Annotated in this window: 12 protein-coding genes and 2 pseudogenes; 8 read left to right on the top strand and 6 right to left on the bottom strand. The window is 70.9% G+C overall.

What is annotated here, in order from left to right; translation table 11 throughout:
• Positions 1-27: 27 nt before the first annotated feature.
• A complete protein-coding gene (locus ACFV1L_RS30365) occupies positions 28-399 on the bottom strand; it encodes an NUDIX domain-containing protein (RefSeq protein ID WP_380371871.1) in 372 nt (123 codons plus the stop codon).
• A 429-nt stretch (positions 400-828) separates the two neighbouring features.
• Between ACFV1L_RS30365 and ACFV1L_RS30360 the strand changes: the two genes are divergently transcribed.
• Entirely contained in the window at positions 829-1,221 is a 393-nt protein-coding gene (locus ACFV1L_RS30360) for a hypothetical protein (RefSeq protein ID WP_380371869.1), read from the top strand.
• Positions 1,222-1,518: 297 nt separating this feature from the next.
• Here the strand turns inward: ACFV1L_RS30360 and ACFV1L_RS30355 are convergent, their stop codons facing one another.
• Positions 1,519-2,397, bottom strand: a complete 879-nt coding sequence (locus tag ACFV1L_RS30355) for a sigma-70 family RNA polymerase sigma factor (protein WP_380371867.1) — start codon at positions 2,395-2,397, stop codon at positions 1,519-1,521.
• Positions 2,398-2,480: 83 nt separating this feature from the next.
• Between ACFV1L_RS30355 and ACFV1L_RS30350 the strand changes: the two genes are divergently transcribed.
• Both ACFV1L_RS30350 and ACFV1L_RS30345 read left to right on the top strand, forming a co-directional pair.
• Positions 2,481-2,930, top strand: coding sequence for a carboxymuconolactone decarboxylase family protein (locus ACFV1L_RS30350; RefSeq protein ID WP_380371865.1), 450 nt, complete (start codon positions 2,481-2,483; stop codon positions 2,928-2,930).
• Between the two features lie 15 nt (positions 2,931-2,945).
• Entirely contained in the window at positions 2,946-3,515 is a 570-nt protein-coding gene (locus ACFV1L_RS30345) for a hypothetical protein (protein WP_380371925.1), read from the top strand.
• 363 nt (positions 3,516-3,878) lie between these two features.
• Here ACFV1L_RS30345 and ACFV1L_RS30340 read toward each other — a convergent pair whose 3' ends face one another.
• Positions 3,879-4,394: a hypothetical protein gene (locus tag ACFV1L_RS30340; RefSeq protein ID WP_380371862.1), complete on the bottom strand. Its 516-nt coding sequence runs from the start codon at positions 4,392-4,394 to the stop codon at positions 3,879-3,881.
• Between the two features lie 407 nt (positions 4,395-4,801).
• Between ACFV1L_RS30340 and ACFV1L_RS30335 the strand changes: the two are divergent.
• A pseudogene (locus ACFV1L_RS30335) lies at positions 4,802-4,951 on the top strand (transposase); the annotation flags it as partial.
• 457 nt (positions 4,952-5,408) lie between these two features.
• Here ACFV1L_RS30335 and ACFV1L_RS30330 read toward each other — a convergent pair.
• Positions 5,409-5,744: an RICIN domain-containing protein gene (locus ACFV1L_RS30330; RefSeq protein WP_380371924.1), complete on the bottom strand. Its 336-nt coding sequence runs from the start codon at positions 5,742-5,744 to the stop codon at positions 5,409-5,411.
• Positions 5,745-6,137: 393 nt separating this feature from the next.
• On the opposite strand from ACFV1L_RS30330, the gene ACFV1L_RS30325 reads away from it, so the two are divergent.
• Positions 6,138-7,118: a hypothetical protein gene (locus ACFV1L_RS30325; RefSeq protein ID WP_380371860.1), complete on the top strand. Its 981-nt coding sequence runs from the start codon at positions 6,138-6,140 to the stop codon at positions 7,116-7,118.
• 939 nt (positions 7,119-8,057) lie between these two features.
• Here ACFV1L_RS30325 and ACFV1L_RS30320 read toward each other — a convergent pair.
• Positions 8,058-10,733 carry a cation-translocating P-type ATPase gene (locus tag ACFV1L_RS30320; protein ID WP_380371857.1) on the bottom strand — a complete coding sequence of 892 codons (2,676 nt, stop codon included), beginning with the start codon at positions 10,731-10,733 and terminating at the stop codon, positions 8,058-8,060.
• Between the two features lie 191 nt (positions 10,734-10,924).
• Between ACFV1L_RS30320 and ACFV1L_RS30315 the strand changes: the two are divergent.
• Positions 10,925-11,237, top strand: a pseudogene (locus tag ACFV1L_RS30315) (transposase); the annotation flags it as partial.
• Here the strand turns inward: ACFV1L_RS30315 and ACFV1L_RS30310 are convergent.
• On the bottom strand, positions 11,192-11,485 hold the full coding sequence (locus ACFV1L_RS30310) for a cation-transporting P-type ATPase (protein ID WP_380371854.1): 294 nt from the start codon (positions 11,483-11,485) through the stop codon (positions 11,192-11,194). The pseudogene ACFV1L_RS30315 and the gene ACFV1L_RS30310 sit on opposite strands and share 46 nt — an antisense overlap.
• A 207-nt stretch (positions 11,486-11,692) precedes the next feature.
• On the opposite strand from ACFV1L_RS30310, the gene ACFV1L_RS30305 reads away from it, so the two are divergent.
• Together ACFV1L_RS30305 and ACFV1L_RS30300 are read left to right on the top strand one after the other, a co-directional pair.
• Positions 11,693-14,434, top strand: a complete 2,742-nt coding sequence (locus tag ACFV1L_RS30305) for a GNAT family N-acetyltransferase (RefSeq protein WP_380371852.1) — start codon at positions 11,693-11,695, stop codon at positions 14,432-14,434.
• A gap of 720 nt (positions 14,435-15,154) precedes the next feature.
• Complete coding sequence (locus tag ACFV1L_RS30300) at positions 15,155-17,203, top strand: hypothetical protein (RefSeq protein ID WP_380371849.1); 2,049 nt, start codon at positions 15,155-15,157, stop codon at positions 17,201-17,203.
• Positions 17,204-17,259 lie beyond the last annotated feature (56 nt).

Genomic DNA, 17,259 nt, shown 5'->3' with positions numbered 1-17,259 from the left:
GCCAGGCGAACACGTCGTGCTCCCCGCTCACCGCACCTGGGTCCCGGCCGGCACCGGGACGGCAGCAAACGCAAAGTCGACCGGCGGGCGCAGCGGTGCGACGGGCCGGATGCCGGTCTCCTCGGCGAGTTCACTCAGCGCGGTGGCGAGGAGGTGTTCGCCGCCGTCGGCGAGGCCCGCGGGCGGGCTGGCACCAGGCCGGGGTGTTCGGGGTAGGGACGGCCCTGGTGGAGCAGCTGGTGGACGTCCTCCGGGTGCAGGCCGTCCCGGAGGACGCGGCGCGGCACAGCGCCTCGAAGTCCGCCGCGGGCGGCCGTCGTGCTGGTCCCGGCCATCGGAGACTGGCTGCGAGCAGCACCCTCCCGTCCCTTGCCCAGAAGGGCTCGCCGACTCAGGCAAGGTGCTTGCTGAAGAAGGAGAACCCGCGGGTCAGCGCCTCGGTGCCGGCGATCATGAGCAGCGGGCGGCCTCGCCCTGGGCGTGGCGGTCCTCCACCGGGCCGGACGTCCGGGCCGCGGGGGACGGAGGCGTACTACCGCACGAGGAGCCCGCCGCCGAGCGCCGACGCCACGCGGCTTTCCGCCGCCGGGCAGGTCGGGCATCGGCTGCCCGGCCAGCGCGCGGGGCCCGCAGGCTGCCACAGCCGCCAGGCTGGAGGCGCGCGGATATCGGCGAGGCCGACTGGTCACCGCCGACTGTCGCTCAGCAACTCGACCAGCAGCCGTAGGTTGGCCGAAAGCGGGCGTGACGGGGCTTGAGTCCAGGTCGCAAGCTCGATTCGACTGTCCGAGGAGTCGGCAGCAGTTGACGTCGCCCCGGGGGATGGGAATGAAGCGAAGCCTCAAAAAGCGTGTCGTTCAGACGGTTCTGGCTGGGGCCCTGGCCCTCTGCAGTGTGGCGCTGTCGAGTGGATCGGCCGAGGCCAGCGGCGGATGGACGGTCAGGCTGAACACCAGCCACAATGTGGGGCTGTACTGGGCGCCTTGGACGAACGACAAGGACGGGCATGCCGACTTGCACCCCGGGGACGTCGTAGAAGTCTTCTGCTGGACCACCGGCGAGGACATCGCGAACCAGGGCAACGTCTGGTACTTCGTCCGCAACGAGTGGTACATGGGCGGAACCAACTGGCAGAGCTTCGACGACTACGTGTATGGCGCTTACGTGGACAACTACGCGCTCTGGCACGCGCGAGCCACCAACGGCCTTCGTCCATGCTGACCGCCCGGTGGTCCGGAACCGCGGACGCCCCGTAGGCGTCCTCGGGGCGTATCAGCCGGCGGCAGGGCGTCTTACGGACCGGCTGCGGGCCGCGCGGGCGGCCGGGACCGGGAACTCCTTCACCCGTGGTGCCGGAACCCGGCTGCGGCCTTGGCGACGGTGTTCAAGCTGGTCGAGTCCGCGCAGGCCCGCTGGCGCGCGATCACCGCAGCCCTCGTTCCGCTTGTCCGCGCGGGCGCCCGGTTCGGGAACGGGGTCCTGGTCGAGCGTCACGGGCAGGCGGCGTGCCGGGACCGCTCACACCGGGTCCGGCAGGTCCATCTGTGCGAGCTTGGTCGGGTCGACCACGGCCGTGATGGCGGTGATCCGGCCGGCCGTGACGCTGAATGCCATGACCGAGAGCGGCGTGCCGTCCTCGCGCCAGGAGACAACTCCGGGAAGGCCGCCCACGACTGCCGCCCGGCCCCGGGTGGCCGCCCTGGCGGCCAGTTGCGCGCCGGCCGCGACCTTGGTGGCGCCGAGTGTGACGACCACGCCGCCGGGGGTGTCGACGACGAGCCTCACCTCGGGGTCGAGGACGCGCAGCAGGCCTTCGAAGTCCCCGCCACGGGCCGCCGCCAGGAAGGCATCGACGACCTCGCGCTGCTCCCGGCCCGCGCGGGTCGGCCGCTCGGTGGCCCGGACCTTCCGGCGGGCGCGGCTGGCGAGCATCTTGGTGGCGTCGGTGGACTTGCCGAGGATGCGGCCGATCTCGTCGAACGGCACCGCGAACAGGTCGTGCAGCACGAACGCCAGCCGTTCGCCCGGCCGGAGCGAATCGAGGACGACAAGGAGCGCGAGCCCGACCGAGTCGGCGAGCACCGCGTCGTCGTCGGGTGCGGGAGCGTCGTCGAGCGTCACTAGGAGTCCGGGCAGGCGGTCGTCGTAGGACGCCTCCGGGCGGCTCCGGCGCGAACGCAGAACGTCGAGGCTGATCCGTCCGACCACGGTGGTCAACCAGCCGGCGAGGTTATCGATAGTCGCCGTCTCCTGGCGGGAGAGTCGCAGCCAGGCTTCCTGTACCACGTCCTCGGCATCGGCATGCGAGCCGAGCATGCGGTGGGCGACCGCGCGCAGCCGGTCGCGCTGGGCCTCGAACGCCTTGGCCACCGGGTCCGTCGAGCCGGTCTCGAACATGTTGTTACCTTCCCCGAATCCGCTTCGTCATGGGTGATGACGGGCCCGGACGGGTCCAGGTAACCGCTGAAGGAGCAGGACTGATGGAACCACGCCTCAAGGGTGCGATGAACCCCGATCTGATGACCGCGATCCAGCACCTCCACAAGGCGATAGCCGCAGGGGGTGTCGACCGGCTGCTGCTGTCGCTGGTCCACCTGCGCGCCAGTCAGATCAACGGCTGTGCGCCGTGCGTCTTCGCCAGTGTCTCGGGTGCGAAGAAGGCCGGTGAGACGGACGAGCGGCTGCACCACGTGGTCGCGTGGCGCGAGACGCCCTTCTTCACCGAGCAGGAGCGCGCGGCGCTCGCGCTGACCGAGGCCGCCACCCGCATCCAGGACGGCGCCCCCGGCGTGACCGACGAGGTCTGGGATGCCGCTGCCGCACACTTCACCGGGGAGCAGTTGGGCGCGATCACTCTGGAGATCGCCATGACCAACTTCTTCAACCGGATCAACCACACGATGCGGGAACAGGCGGGCAAGAGCTGGTGAGTCGACCGGGGCGTCATCCGCGAGGGTGGCGCCCTTCCGGCCTGCACACCGATCACAAGTCCCCCGGGCCTGCAGGCATGTTCTCCGTCGCTCTCGCGACGGTCGGGCCGATCCACAGATCTGGCTGTTCCTCCTTTCGGAGCCAGCGACGCCTTCCCCACCAGCGAGGTCGGGCTGTTCCTCGGGTTCGAGTGCAAGATGGTCACCCGCCCGGCAGGAGCATCGACATCGGAGGCGGGCAGCACCACGACATCGAGGGCACGGAGAGGACCGTCAACGACCTGGTCGACAGGGACCGCCTGGTGCCCGGCCTCCTACGACAAGCAGACCTCTACGCGGCATCTCAAGGGGTACCTGAAGAAGGTGTCCGAGGTGGTGGCCCAGCGCGGGGACCAGGACGTCCAGCAGTGGCAGGTCGCAGCACAGGAGGCGGCCAGGGAAGTGCTGGGCTCCTTCAACGACTGGGCGCTCCTGACCGGCGAGAGCGAGGACCCTGAGGGCATGGTCGCGCTCCAGGGAGACCGCGAGAACGGCACGCCCTACATCCGGCTCTTCAAGGACGGCCTGGAAACCGAAGCGTACTGACGCAGCACAAAACCGCGGGCCGGACGGCCACGGGGGCCGGAGCCGTGCCCCGGGCCCGTCCAGCCCGCCCTCCATCGCGCCCCGACCGCGCCACGCGCACTTCGGCCGGGCCGTCACCGTCCCGGGCCGACCCACGACAAAAACAGCCCGCCACAGGCACGGAACGGAACCGATCAAGACCACGGATAGACCGGTACCGGCGCCAAGACACCGGTACCGGGCGGGTCGGGCGACGGATCCTGACGGAAGGCCAGCGAGACGCTCCGGGCGGCGAGGCAGGCGGTGCGCGGGCCGGATCGACGGTCCTCCTCCTGGTCGACCACTGAGATCGCCGAAACCCGGGATCAGAGGCGGTCTGTGTGCTCAGAGGCCGTTCTGCTTGGCGGGGAAGGTGGTGATGCGGGCAACGACGGTGTCCGGGGCATCGGGGGACACGAGGTCAACGGGATTCTCCAGCTTGTACTGGTCGCCGTGCGGGGGGAACCGCGTGAGCGTGCCGACCAGCACCAAGGGCTGTTTGGCGAGGAGGATCACGGGCGCCTCGCCGTCGAAGGCGAAGGTCGCGGTGAAGTCCACGATCTGTCGGTGCTCGTAGGCGGGCGGGAACGGCCGGACGAGCTTCAGCCGGCTGGGAGCGTCGTCGTCGGTGTCGCTCTGCTCGAGGACCGCGGTCTCGGCGTCCTCGCCGGCGGTCATCCTGAAGCCGACGATACGCAGACGGACGCTGGTCTGCTTGTCCTCCGGATCCGCCTCGACCCGGTGCTTGACGTTCCCGCGGAAGTCGAGGCTGAGGGTCCTGCCCCGGTACTCGACGCTGCAGCCGACCGCGAGCAAGGAACAGGGGATCTCGGAGGCGAGGGGAGGCAGTCCTGCGGACATGGGTATCTCCAGGGTTTCGTGGGCACAAGCGGGTCCCATCCAAGCCAGCGCCCAAGGCCCGGACCCGGCTCATCACTCATCCGTGGGCATGTCATGCCGGGATCCTGACGCGCCCCGGCGACGCGCCACCGTCGCACCGGCCGGTGCCGACCGCCGCTTTCGGCCGGCAGCGCCGCGAAGGACGTCCACACCGACTGCGGCACGTCGCCAAATACTTCCGCACCCGGCAGCGTCCCTTGGATCGGATCGTCGTTCGATCTGATGTGGAGTCCAGGGGCGGGTTGAGCGACGAGGGCTGGGAGCGGGTCCGGCATCTGTTGCCGTCGGACCCGCTTCGGGGCGCAAGGTGGCGGGACCACCGCTCGGTGATCGACGCGGTGGCGTGGAAGGCCAGAGGCAACAACGCCTGGGGGCCTGCCCGAGAGGTTCGGCCCGTGGCAGACGGTCTTCAACCGGTTCCGCCGCTGGGCCCGGGACGGCACGTGGGCGAGGATCCTGACGGAATGCAGGCCCAGGCCGACGCCGCCGGGGACATCGACCGGCTGGTCGGCGTGGACTGCCAGCGTTCGTCGGCGTGGCGGTTCAGGCGCAGGCGGTTCTGCACCGATCCCGGCAGGTTCTTCGGCACGGTCCCAACCTGCCGGGGCCGCACCTCGGCCGCCGTGATCGTTGGCCGCGCGTCATGGCGGCGAGCGGGGTCAGCGGTTGCGGTGGTGCTGGAGGCAACTTCGAGCGGCTGGTGCGGGCGGTGGTTTCAGCGAAGCCCGAGGTGCGGGCGGCACTGCGGGCCGAGTCGTGCTTGCGGCGGCGGACGGGCTCGCCGACCATGCGATCGCCCGGGAGCGGGATGCCGGTATGAACACGAGAGTCGCGGGACGGTTCGCCGCGCCAGGCCTGGGTGGCCAGCGGTATGCCGAACGCCCGGAACGGCCCACGGCCTACGGGCCCGAGGTCCGGGTGGAGATCGTGGCCATCGCCGGCGGGAGCCGGGCGGGTAGTCCGACCACCGCGCCGTCAGGCCCTGCGACGCACCCCTTCAAGCTGGATCTCCATGGCGTACCACGCTTGGTCTCTGCCGGAGTTCCATGGTGACTGGACGACAGTGGTCCCGTCGGGTGTCACGTCTCCGGCCGAATCGAGCACCAGACCACTGTGTTTTGCGGTCAGTCGGTATCCGCCCGACGGATGCCCCGTCCCATTCCATATCTGGTGGTCTCCACCGCGCCACGGTGCCGCCGTGGCAAGAGCTCCTGAACCCATCGAAGCATGGTCGACAGTCAGAGCGTTTCCTGCAAATAGTATCCGGTAATGTCCGGCCTGGCCGTCTCCTGCGCGCTCTACCGTCCACATCTGGTCACCGGAGCGGAACGGGCCGGACTGCTCGACCTGTTGTACAAGAGGCGTGTTTTCACTGTTTCCGACCCGGGTGAGAAGTCTCCCTTGGGGCGAGCCCCCCACCAGGTAGACCGGCTGGCCGCTGTCCGCAAGAATCTCCAGAGGTATCATCGGCCCGACTGGCATGCTGCACCTTTCTCCTCGTTTCCGATCGGAAATCCTGGGCAGCTCCAGGATCGCAACAGGACCGGTGATCCGCGATCGGAAGGTTCCGCCGGGTGCTGCCGGTCGGGCGTACGGCAGGAGCAGCGACGACGCCTCCTGCCGTTACCCCTGTTGCGTTGCTCCCCAGCCAGCGTTCCTCTGGAAGTCAGGCCTGTCCGCGCGATCGCAGGAAGAAGCAGTGAGATGGCAGGGATTCTACCAGCCTTCCCCGATTCGACATCCCCGCCGGACGGAGTGGTCGACGACCCGGTGGCGCTTTTCGCGAAGGGGATGTGTCCGCGAAATGAAGGCGAAACAGGAGAGGGGACTCTCCGGCTCAAATGGGGATTCACACTACCCGACACCGGCATCGAGAACCACATTCAGGGCTGGACAGCCGCAGGCCCCGTCACGGTTGTCACACACAGCGGAAACGACAGTTTCGGCGCCAGCTACTTCATAGGAATCAGCGACAATGGCGAAGTCGTGTCGCTGACGCGCGCCCCTGGCATCCAGGGGGGCCCGTCACATATCGGAGGGTGCCAAGGAGCGGGAAAGTATCTGGCCATCGCCTGCGAGAAGCCCGACGGCGGCCCTGGGTCATACATCTACTTCTACGACATGGGAAATCCGAGCAGACCCACCCGCTTGCCCACTCGAATCTATCGCCCCGACAGGACTGCGGGCGCAGTGGCCATGACGGTGTGCAATACACCGGCGGGACTGCGGCACGCCATCGCAGTCCTTGAATGGCATAGCGTGGACTTTTATTATGCCGATCCTGATCTCGGATCTTCCGACTGCGAGTTCTCGCTGTGGCAGGAGAATTCGGGGGCGCTTTATCTGGGAGACACGCACCCGGTGGAAGTCCAGAATATCGGACTCATCAGCCGGGCCGGCCGGCGCGACCCCTGGCTCTGCGCCTTCAGCTGTACTGGTCCACTGGACCAGTACAGCGATGAACTCCTGCTGTTCAGTGCCCCAGATGGAAGAATGAGCCGTCTGGAGTGCTCTACGAATTTTCGCTTCAGCACCAGCTGGGCTTGGGGAGTTCATTTCCGATGGGGCGCAAACCTCATGGCATCGAAGTCCGAGGCTGTCACATGGGCCACTGCCAGAGAATTTGAGAGCAATGGCGACCTGAAAATCTGTCTCGACGTCTCGTCTCCAGGATGCCGTGGGTAGTCCGGCAGGGCTTCGTGACCGGAAGCGAGGTGGCCGAACGGCCAAGTGGCGGCGGCCGGGGGCGACGGCTTCAGTGGCGCCGGGCGATCAGGAGGCCGCCCGGTGAACTACAGCGTCGGCCGCGGCACCCTCGTCTACCGCACCCACGAGAACGGCGCCGCGGCCCCGGCCGTCCGGCACCGCCGTGTCCTTCGAGGTCGACCGGATCGACGACCACCGTCACTGCGGCTGGAGCGCGCTGATCACCGGCACTGCCGAACAGCTCGAGGACCACGAGACGCTGCAGCGGCTGCTGCGCGACCTCGCCGTCCGGCCCTGGGCGGACCGCGCTCGCTCCGGATTCGGATCCGGCCCACCTCCGTCGGCGGACGCCGGATCACCAGCGCGCCGCTCGGGGACGAGGACTGAACCAGTGCCGGTCAGCCGTGCGGGGCGCGCAGTGGGGGTCGCCGCCGGGGCGACCGCGCCGAGGCGGTGCTCGCGGCGGCCGGCCACGACCGGGTCGGAGTGGGCGGCGGCAGCGACCAGCGCGTTCACGGCGCCTCGGTCGAGGACCCCGGGCAGCATCGTGCAGTCGGCTGCGTTGCCGGCACTCAGGACGGTCGACCACGGCAGGCCCCGGCCGTCGGCCGCCGGACGGATCGTGGTCATCAGCTGCCCGGGACTCGCCGAGCGCCTCGCAGGGCGCAGCTGCTGGATCGTCCGATTCGTCCTGGCCCCTGCCCCCGCTTCTTGCGGGCCCCGGCCGCGTGCTGGTGGGTCCTTGGCGCGGTGGAGTCGATCGAGGCCGTCCACTCCACGATCCCCGTCGCGCCCGGGTGGACCTGGACCTCCCGCATGAGTGCGGCCCGGGCGCCGTCCTTTCCCGACGGCGTCGCGCGTTTCCGGCGCTGGACCACGCTGTTCTCGACGGAGCGGTGGGCCCGGCCCTGGACTGCCTCAGCGGCTCACTCCCGCGGTCGACCGTGCCCCGCCGCGATCCGGCGGGCACGGGCGACGCTGTCCGCGGCTGCGCGTTCGCCGATGCCGAGGGCGTGGGACAGCCGGTCGACCGGCCAGCCGTGCCGGGCGAGCAGGACCGCCACTGGGTGTTGGTGGGCGTCGGCGTCGGCAGGGACCGGCGGTGGCTGGGCGGGCTGCAGCGGTGCGGGGGGCGCGGAGGCGCAGGACCGCCCGGCGCAGTTCGTCGGCCCCCCAGACGATCAGCGGGAAGGGCGCGACGGTGGAGAGCTGGGCGGGGGTGGGCGCGGCGGTGCCGAAGGCGGGGTGCAGCCAGGGCAGGTAGACGATCGCGGCGGCGAAGGCCAGCGCGAAGGCGATGCCACCGAGCAGTCGGGGGTTGCTCAGGACGCCGACGGCGCGGAGTGGGGCGCGGTCGGTGCGGGCGGCGAAGGCGGTGCCGGTCTGGCAGGCGACGATACCGAGGAAGCTGATGGTGGTGGCCTGCTGGTAGGTGAGGTGCAGGGGGGTGCCGGGGCCGGTGGGGGCACCGGGGTGCCAGCCGCCGCGGGTGAGGGTGAGGAAGTAGCCGGCCAGGACCAGGGCGGCGGAGACCAGGCCGAGGAAACCCCAGGCGCGGGCGAGCATCGCGGGGCGGATGATGTGCTCGTCGCGCGGGCGGGGGCGGCGCTCCATCAGCCCGGGTTCGGCGCGCTCCCGGCCGAGCGCCAGGGCGGGGATGGTGTCGGTGCCGAGATCGACGGCGAGGATCTGCATGACGGTCAGGGGCAGCGGGACGGCACCGCCGGCCAGGGCGAAGACCAGGAAGGGGACGACCTCGGGCACGGCGTGGGTGAAGATGTAGACGATGAACTTGCGGATGTCGTCGTACGTCCGCCGTCCTGCGGCTACGGCTTCGACGATGGTGGCGAAGTCGTCGTCGGTGAGCACCATGGTCGCGGCCTCGCGCGCCACGTCGGTGCCGGAGCGGCCCATGGCGACGCCGATGTCGGCGCTGCGCAGCGCGGGCGCGTCGTTGACGCCGTCGCCGGTCATCGCGACGGTGTGGCCCTCGGCGCGCAGGGCGTCGGCAATGCGGAGCTTGGCCTCGGGCGAGGTCCGGGCGAAGACGACCTCTTCGCCGTGGCCGAGCAGGGCGTCGAGGCGGGTGTCGTCCATGGCGTCGAGTTCGACGCCGGTGACGATCCGCATGCCGCGGTGTCCGATGCCGACCTGTTCGGCGACGGCGGCGGCGGTGAGGCCGTTGTCGCCGGTGACGACGTGGACGGTGATGCCGTCGGCGTGCGCCCGTCGGATAGCCTCCGGAACTTCGGGTCTGGGTGGGTCCGCCAGGGCGACCAGGCCCATCAGGCAGAGGTGTTCCTCGGCGTCCTCGCGGCGCTCGGGCGGTGGCCGGCCGGGGGGAGGCCCTGTGCGGGCGACGGCCAGTACGCGCAGGCCGCGGGCCGCGAGCTCGGTGACGGCGTGGACGACTTCGGTGCGGGTGGCTTCGATGAGGGGGTGCTCGGCATCGCCGTCGAGGAGGCGGTCGGACCGGTGCAGAACCTCCTCCGGGGCGCCTTTGGTGTGCAGGACGAGGGCGCCGCCCGGCCGGTCGGCGGTGGTCATCGGCCGACGGCGGGGGTCGAAGCGGAACAGCGCCATGCGCTGTGTGTCGCGCTCGGCCGCCGTGAGCGGACGGCCGACCCGGTCGGCGAGGTCGAGCAGGGCGAGTTCGGTCGGATCGCCGCGGCCAGTGGCGGGGTCGGCGGTGGTGCAGCGGGCAGTGGCAAGGGCCAGCGGGGCAATGACCGCTGGCGGGTGCGGGCCGTCGGCCGCGATGCTGCCGGCGCGCGGGGTCCAGGCCGCCGCCGCCCGCATCCGGTTCTCCGTCAGGGTGCCGGTCTTGTCCGTGCAGATCACCGTGGTCGAGCCGAGCGTCTTTACGGCGGAGAGGCGTTTGACGACGGCACCCGCCCTGGCCAGTTCGCGCACGCCGGCGGCGAGGGCCAGGGTGATGGTCGGCAGCAGCCCTTCGGGAACGTTGGCGACAAGGAGGCCGATCGCGAAGCTCAGTGCGGCGGCGAGCGGCAGCCCGGCAGCCAGGCCGAGCGGCAGGAAGGCCAGGCCGGCGCCGACGGCCACCAGGGCGATCAGCCGGGCGGCGTGTTTCACCTGCCGTTCCAGCGGGCTCTGCTCGGGTGGTCTGCGCTGGCTGAGAGCAGCGATCCGGCCCAGTTCGGTGTGCATGCCGGTCGCGGTGACCTGGGCGAGGGCCTGGCCGCCGGTGCAGGAGGTCCCGGAGAACACCAGCTCCGGGGCGTCCACCAAGGCGGCGCCGGGCTCCGCCGCCTCGGCGCTGCGGACCACCGGCACCGATTCGCCGGTCAACGCGGAGAGGTCGACCTCGACCGTTCCGGTCAGCAGTCGGGCATCGGCCGGGACGCGGTCGCCCTCCTCGACGGCCAGTACGTCGCCGGGAACCAGTTCGGAGGCCGGTACCTCGCGGCGGGCGCCTTCGCGGAGCACTGTGGCGAGGTCGGGCAGGAACGCGGCCAGCGCCTCCACCGCGCGTTCGGCCTGCTGTTCCTGGCCGAACGCCAAGCCGGCGTTGAGCAGGATCACCGCGACGATCGCGACGGCCAGGGCGGGGGCCCCGCTGACCGCGGCCAGCACGGCGGCCAGCGCTAGGGTCCGTCTTTAAAGATGATCAAGCGGTGAGATCGTGGCGGCGTGATACGTCGTCATGAGTTGTCCGATGCCGAGTGGGCCGTGCTCTCGCGGTTCCTGCCGAGTTCGGGAACCGCAGAGCGTCCCCGGTCGGACGACCGGGTGGTGTTGAACGGGATCGTGTGGAAGCTGGCGGCGGCAACACCAACGACTGCACCCGCTTCGAGGCGGTCCTGGAGTCGATCCGCGTCCCGCGAATCGGTCCCGGGCGCCCGACCCGACCACGTGATCGCCGACAAGGGCTACAGCTCCCGCCGGATCCGCGCCTACCTGCGCAGACGCGGCGGCCGCCCGCCCGTGTTCGACCGGACGGCCTACCGCCTGCGCAACGTCGTCGAACGCTGCTTCAACCGGCTCAAGCAGGGGCGCGGCCTGGCCACCCGCTACGACAAGACCCACGAGTCCTACCATGCCACCGTCACCATCGCCTCGATCCTGCTCTGGATCTGACCTTTGAAGACGACTCCTAGCAGCAGCGCCAGCGGGTGGGTGAACTGCCGGGCCAGCTCGCGCGGCCAGCGCCGACCGCCGCGGCGGACCAGGGCGTTGGGCCCGTACACGGTCAGTCGGCGGCCCGCCTCCCGCCCGCTCAGCCCGGACGGGGAGCTGTGCAGTTGCCGCAGCAGCAGGCGGACGGGCTCGCGTGGGTCGGGAGGGTCGTCCTGCGTGGTCGGGACCGATCGTCCGGCGGTGGTCATCGCCGCGTTCGCCTCCGTTCCGCCCCCTCCTGGCACGCTACGCGCCCCGGCCGACCCCCGGGAGGGCCGGATGGCCCCGCTGGCGGGGGCCCGGTGCGCCCGGGAAGGACCCCGCAGGCCCTCGCCGCACCCGGTCGGGGAGGCGCACCGTGTGCAGCAGGGGTCTGAGGGGCTGTCCGGGCCCCCGCCGGACGGAGGAGCGCCGCCATGACCGAGCAGTCCGCGATGACCAACCCGGTGCCGGGCGCGCGCCTGGGCCGGGGACCCGGCGAGGAGGCTCTGCTCGTCGACGGCAGCACCGTGCGGATCCGGCCCCTGGTTCCGGCCGACCGTCCGCAAGTACTCGCGCTTCACGCGGACCGCATGTCGGAAGCGAGTCGGCGGCTCCGCTTCCTCGGCACCAGCCGCCGCGCCCCGTTGCTGGCGGCCGACCGGCTGTGCGGGCCGCCCCGTTCCGAGCTGTACGCGCTCGGAGCGTGGTCGGCGGGCGTGCTCGTGGGAGAGGCCGACTTCGAGACCTCCGCCGAACGGCCCGAGACCGCGGAGCTGGCCGTCGCGGTGGCCGACGCCTGGCACCACCGGGGCGTCGGCAGCCTGCTGCTGGAGTACCTGGTGCACGCCGCCCGGGAGCACGGCGTCACCGCCTTCGAGGCGGATGCCCTGGCGGGCAACGGTGCCGTGCACCGTCTGTTCTCCGACCTCGGGCTGCCGGTGCACCGCCGCTACCGGGAGGGCGAGGTCCGGGTCGTGGTCCCACTGGCCGGCGCGAACGCGGACGAGCACTACTTGCGGGCGGTGGAGGAACGTGGCCGCACCGCCGACCTCGCCAGCCTCACCGCCCTGCTGCGACCGCGCTCGGTCGCCGTCCTGGGGGCCTCCCGGCGGTCGGGGTCGGTCGGGCAGAGCGTGCTGCGCAAGATCCGCGACGGCGGGTTCCGCGGCGAGCTCTGGGCGGTCAACCCGCACGCCGAGCGGGTCGCCGACATGCCCTCCTGTCCTTCGCTGGAAGCGCTGCCCCGGATTCCGGAGCTGGCGGTGCTCGCGGTCCCGGCTGCCGCCGTCCCAGCCGCGGCCGAGGAATGCGGCCGGGTCGGCGTACGCGCCCTGGTGGTGCTGACGTCCGGCCTCGACGCCGATCAGGCGCGGCAGTTGCTGCATTGCTGCCGGGCGCACTCGATGCGACTGGTCGGCCCGAACAGCCTGGGCATCGCCCAGACCGACCCGGGAGTGCGGCTGGACGCCGAGTTCGGCGGCGCTTTCCCGAAGCCGGGCACGGCCGGGGTCGCCGTGCAGTCCGGCGGCGTCGGCATCGCACTGCTGGAGCGGCTGGCCTGGCTGGGCATCGGCGTGTCGACGTTCGTCTCGCTCGGCGACAAGTACGACGTCAGCGCCAACGACCTGCTGCAGTGGTGGGAGAGCGACGGCCGCACCGACCTGGCCCTGTTGCACCTCGAATCGTTCGGCAACCCACGGGCATTCGCCCGAACCGCCCGCCGGGTCACCCGTCGCTTCCCGGTGCTCACGGTCGACGCCGGACGCTCTTCGGCCGGCCGGCGCGGGGCCGCCGCGCACACCGCCGCCGTCGGCGTCCCGGCCGTCACCCGGGCCGCCCTGTTCGATCAGGCCGGCATCACCGCCACCCGCTCCATCGCCGAGCTGGTGGAGATCGCGGCGCTGCTCCACGCCCAGCCGCTGCCCGCAGAGCGCGGCGCGGTCGTGGTGGTCTCCAATGCTGCGGGGATCGGCGTCCTCACCGCCGACGCCTGCGCCGAGGCCGGTCTGTCCCTGCCCAGCCTCCCGGCCGACCTCGCCGCCCGGCTGCGCCGGGCATTGCCCGACGGCGCGGGCACCGGCAACCCCGTCGACATCACCCCCGCCGCCGGGCCTGACCACCTGCTTCGCTGCCTCGACCTGCTGGAGCGCAGCGACGTCGTAGACGCCCTGGTGGTCTGTCTCGTGCCCACTGCGCTGACCACCGACTCCGGCCGGGACCCGTTGCGGGCCCTACTCGACGGCAAGGGGCGGCGCCGTCAGCCGGTCGCCGTCGTACGGATCGACCAGCAGGCGCCGGTCAGCTATCTGACGGCTGTGGACGGCGCCCTGCTCCCCGCCTACGCCGACTCCCGCTCGGCCGCATCCGCCCTCGCCGCCGCCCGCGCCCGGGCCCGCGCGTTGGCCCGTCCCGCGGCCGCCGAGGCCGAGCTGCCGGGATGCGATCCGGCGGCCGCGCAGCGGCTGGTGGACGGGTTCCTCGCCGAGCGACCGGAAGGCGGCCTCCTGGATCCGGCGCGTACCGTCGACCTGCTGGAGTACTACCGCCTGCCGGTGACCACCACGATCTGGGCCCCGGACGAGCACACCGCCGTCCTGGCTGCCCGGTCGGTGCGCCTGCTCCGTTCCGACGGCCGGGCCGTCGTGGCGGCCCACCGTCCGGGAAAGCCCTCCGAGGACGTGTGCCGGACGGTCCGGACGGATCGCGAGGCGCGCGACGCCTTCCGGGAACTCACCGCGGCCCCCGACGGGCGGACGGCCGGCGCGGTGGTCCGACCGGCAGCAGCACCCGGCGTCGACCTGCGTGTCGAGATCCGGCAGGACGAGGTGTTCGGCCCCTTGGTGGTGCTCGGCCCGGCTGACGAACTGCGGGACGGCCTGGTCGCCAGGCTGGCTCCCCTGACCGAGGCAGACCCGCACGCGATGGTCGCCGACTCGCCCGCCGCGCCACTGCTCGCCGACGTCGCCGACCTCACGGCCCTGTACCGGGTACTGGTGAGTGCGTCCCGAATGGCCGCTGACCTGCCCCAACTCACCGAGGCCCGGCTCGACCCGGTCGTCGTCCGGTCGGACGGCGTGCTCTGCACCGGTGCCCGGATCCGCGTCGAACCTCGCCGCCCGTTCGACCCGTACCTGCGCCGCCTGCGCCGCCGACCGGTTGCCGAGGAGGAACGGTGACGCACTGACGCCCCCGGCGACCGAGCGTCTGTGCCGAGGACGACGCGGAGAGCGGCCTCGACCACCCCAGTGCCTACCTGGGGGCGGAGGCGTGTTCTCCATGAGTAACCGTCAAGGACCGTGCAGGTGGGAACACTTCGCGGTTCACGACAGCAACCGGTTGCTCAGGACGCCGAGGCCGGACACCTCGAGTCCACGGTGTCCCCGGGTTCCAGGAGGCGGCGGTGCTCCGGTTCGCAACCGGTGGCGAAGTGCACGACCGCGCCCGGGCGCGAAGGACGTCGCAGGCCGGCACCGGCCCACTTAGCCGCGCGGGTCTCCTGCGGGCGTCCGGGCCGACGACCTGCCCGATCCCCTCTGCCGGTCTGCCCCCGTCCGGCATCTGCCCGCAGTACCTTCCCGCCAGGCCGAACAGGCCACGGAGCGGGTGGCGGCAGTGCGCGTGGCGGGACGGCTGCGCCACGGGCCGGTCACAACAGGCTTGTCCCAGCGGCCGTTTCGGCGTTTCGGACCCGTGTCGGTGTCGGCGGAAGGACCGGGGCAGCCGCGCACTGCGGCGTCTCCTGTCCGGTCCTAGGGTAGAGAGGAGGGTGAGCCGCAGAGGCGTCCCGTCGGCAGCCGGGCAGTCCGACCACCAGCCGACGACGAGCTCCCCGGCCCACCGCCCGGCAGCTCAGCGAGCTGCGGCAATCCGCGACGACCGCCGGTAGCTGATGTCTCATGGACCAACAGGCCTGTGCAACCGTGTTCAACGACTCCCCGGTAGCGCTCAGCAACGTCACCTTGGAGCACAATTACGAGGAGATCCGGGAGACGCACACGTGGGATACGGTGCCCCCCGGTGGCGCAGCCTCCCCACCACTGACCGTGTCGTACCGCACCGGGTTCGGGGAATTCGGCAGCGACCATTGGTGCTTGAAGTACACCCTCCCGGACGGCTCGGTGTGGAGGTTGGACGACCGGGACGTGACCCTGCACGCGGGGGACAGTGGAAAGACGCAGCGGTTCACGGTGCGGAGTTCCGTGCTGACCGACTTCTCAGGCGGCAGCCAGCAGATGATCTGGCGGCACAACGGCTACGACTACAGCGCCTGGTCCGCCGTCCAGTTGAGGAACGACTTTCCGGTCGCTGCGCGTGCCGTCCTGGAGCACACGTGTGAGACGGCGACCCAGCGGGCCCGGTTCCCCGTCCTGCCACCGGGGGCGACCACCACCGAGCCGCTCATCGTCCATTTCAGCCCCGGTTTCTTCAGCAGCGCCGACTACTGGACGCTGTCGATCACGTTGGACATCCCGCCTTACGACGACGCTCCTGAACAGGGGTACGGCGAGTTCCGCAACGCGACGTCCGAGTACGCGTGCGGGCTGGGCAACTCCGACAACGGGCAGACGCGCACGTTCGCGGTCGACGGTCGGGGACTGACGTTCAGTGTCGGTGCCGGCACGTTCATCGACGAGTGGGAGACCTGGAACGGATACAACAAGCTGGCCTTCCTCACGGTACGGAACGACTTCACCGAGGCGTTGTCGACGCTGAGACTCTCCCACCAGTACGACGGCGACACGGTCTGGCACCAGACCAGGGCCCTCGTTCCGCCCGGAGGCACCACCTCACCGATGGCCGTCGAGTACTTCACCGGCGCCACCCATCCGGGGCTCGACTGGTGGCACGTCCAGCTGTACTTCGTCAACGGCGACTGGTGCGAGAACTCTGCGGCTTCGAAGGAATGCATGCTGCGGGACAAGGACGCCAAGGCGATGATGCAGTTCGCCGTCTCCCCGGACCGCTTCACGCTCGACCTGCCGTCGGGCGGCTGCTCCGACACGATGACGGCCAAGAAGAAGTACGCTCCCTCCGCCGGCCGGGACCCGCACCGCCCGTACGACGAGAACGCGTTCCTGGGCAGCCACAACGCGTTCTGCACCATGTCGAACGGTTTCCGGTACTACTCGCAACAGGCCAGCTCGTTGGAGGTGCAGCTGGCGAAGGGGGCCACCACGCTGCTTCTTGACCTGTGGTACGACGACGACGTCGACGACGTCTGCCTCAAGCACGAGAACTGGGGCCCGCCGTGGTTCTTCGACCACGTGCTGCTGTCGGATGCGCTGGCCGTGGTCCGTCGCTTCTTGCAGCTCCAGTCCCGTGACCCCGTCACCCTCGTCTTCGAGGACCGGACCGATGGCCGACACGACCTCATCAAGCGTGCCTTCGAGACCAGCAAGACCTGGAGCATGGTCTTCAATCCGGACCGTGACCTCGTGAACGGCCACTGGCCGACGCTGGCCGAACTGTTCAGCCGGGGCACACCGTTGGTCGTGTTCACCTCCTCCGGTTCGTCACCGCACTTCGCTTACCAGTGGCGGTGCATGTCGGAGAACGTCTGGGGCAACGCCAGCGTCGATCCGCACACCTGGCTCACTCCGCGGCCAGAGTCCGGCCCGCTGAACCAGAAAGCGCTGTGCGCGCTGAATCACTTCGCGAGCTTCGCCCTCCCCGAGGAGTCCCAGGTCCAGAACACGGTGGACCGCCTCGAACTCCACTTCGAAGCCTGCCGTACTGCCACGGGCCGCTACCCGACGTACCTGAACCTGGACTTCTGGGAGATTCCCAGCGATGACATCATGCCCGGCCCGAACTACCACGGCGGAGCCCTCGAAGCGCTCCGCCGCCTGAACCAGAAGCTCCACGGGGCCGTCGGCGTTTCGACGCGCCGTTCCGGCAACGGCAGTGCCCTGCCGACCGGCGATGAGAACGGCAGGTCGGCGTGAACGTCGGGCCCCCGCACGCGTGATTTCCCGGCGGCGCCCGTGGCGTCGCCGAATCC

The organism is Kitasatospora sp. NPDC059646 (assembly GCF_042734615.1).
Taxonomy (GTDB): Bacteria; Actinomycetota; Actinomycetes; order Streptomycetales; family Streptomycetaceae; genus Kitasatospora.
Note: the sequence above shows the minus strand (reverse complement) of the source record. Positions and strands in the feature narration are given on the sequence as shown.

Excerpts from the sequence above, each read along its gene's own strand:
- ACFV1L_RS30360 (WP_380371869.1), top strand. The coding sequence starts at position 829 with ATGAAGCGAAGCCTCAAAAAGCGTGTCGTTCAGACGGTTCTGGCTGGG.
- ACFV1L_RS30355 (WP_380371867.1), bottom strand. The coding sequence starts at position 2,397 with ATGTTCGAGACCGGCTCGACGGACCCGGTGGCCAAGGCGTTCGAGGCC.
- ACFV1L_RS30350 (WP_380371865.1), top strand. The coding sequence starts at position 2,481 with ATGGAACCACGCCTCAAGGGTGCGATGAACCCCGATCTGATGACCGCG.
- ACFV1L_RS30340 (WP_380371862.1), bottom strand. The coding sequence starts at position 4,394 with ATGTCCGCAGGACTGCCTCCCCTCGCCTCCGAGATCCCCTGTTCCTTG.
- ACFV1L_RS30330 (WP_380371924.1), bottom strand. The coding sequence starts at position 5,744 with ATGTGGACGGTAGAGCGCGCAGGAGACGGCCAGGCCGGACATTACCGG.
- ACFV1L_RS30325 (WP_380371860.1), top strand. The coding sequence starts at position 6,138 with ATGGCAGGGATTCTACCAGCCTTCCCCGATTCGACATCCCCGCCGGAC.
- ACFV1L_RS30310 (WP_380371854.1), bottom strand. The coding sequence starts at position 11,485 with ATGACCACCGCCGGACGATCGGTCCCGACCACGCAGGACGACCCTCCC.
- ACFV1L_RS30305 (WP_380371852.1), top strand. The coding sequence starts at position 11,693 with ATGACCGAGCAGTCCGCGATGACCAACCCGGTGCCGGGCGCGCGCCTG.
- ACFV1L_RS30300 (WP_380371849.1), top strand. The coding sequence starts at position 15,155 with ATGGACCAACAGGCCTGTGCAACCGTGTTCAACGACTCCCCGGTAGCG.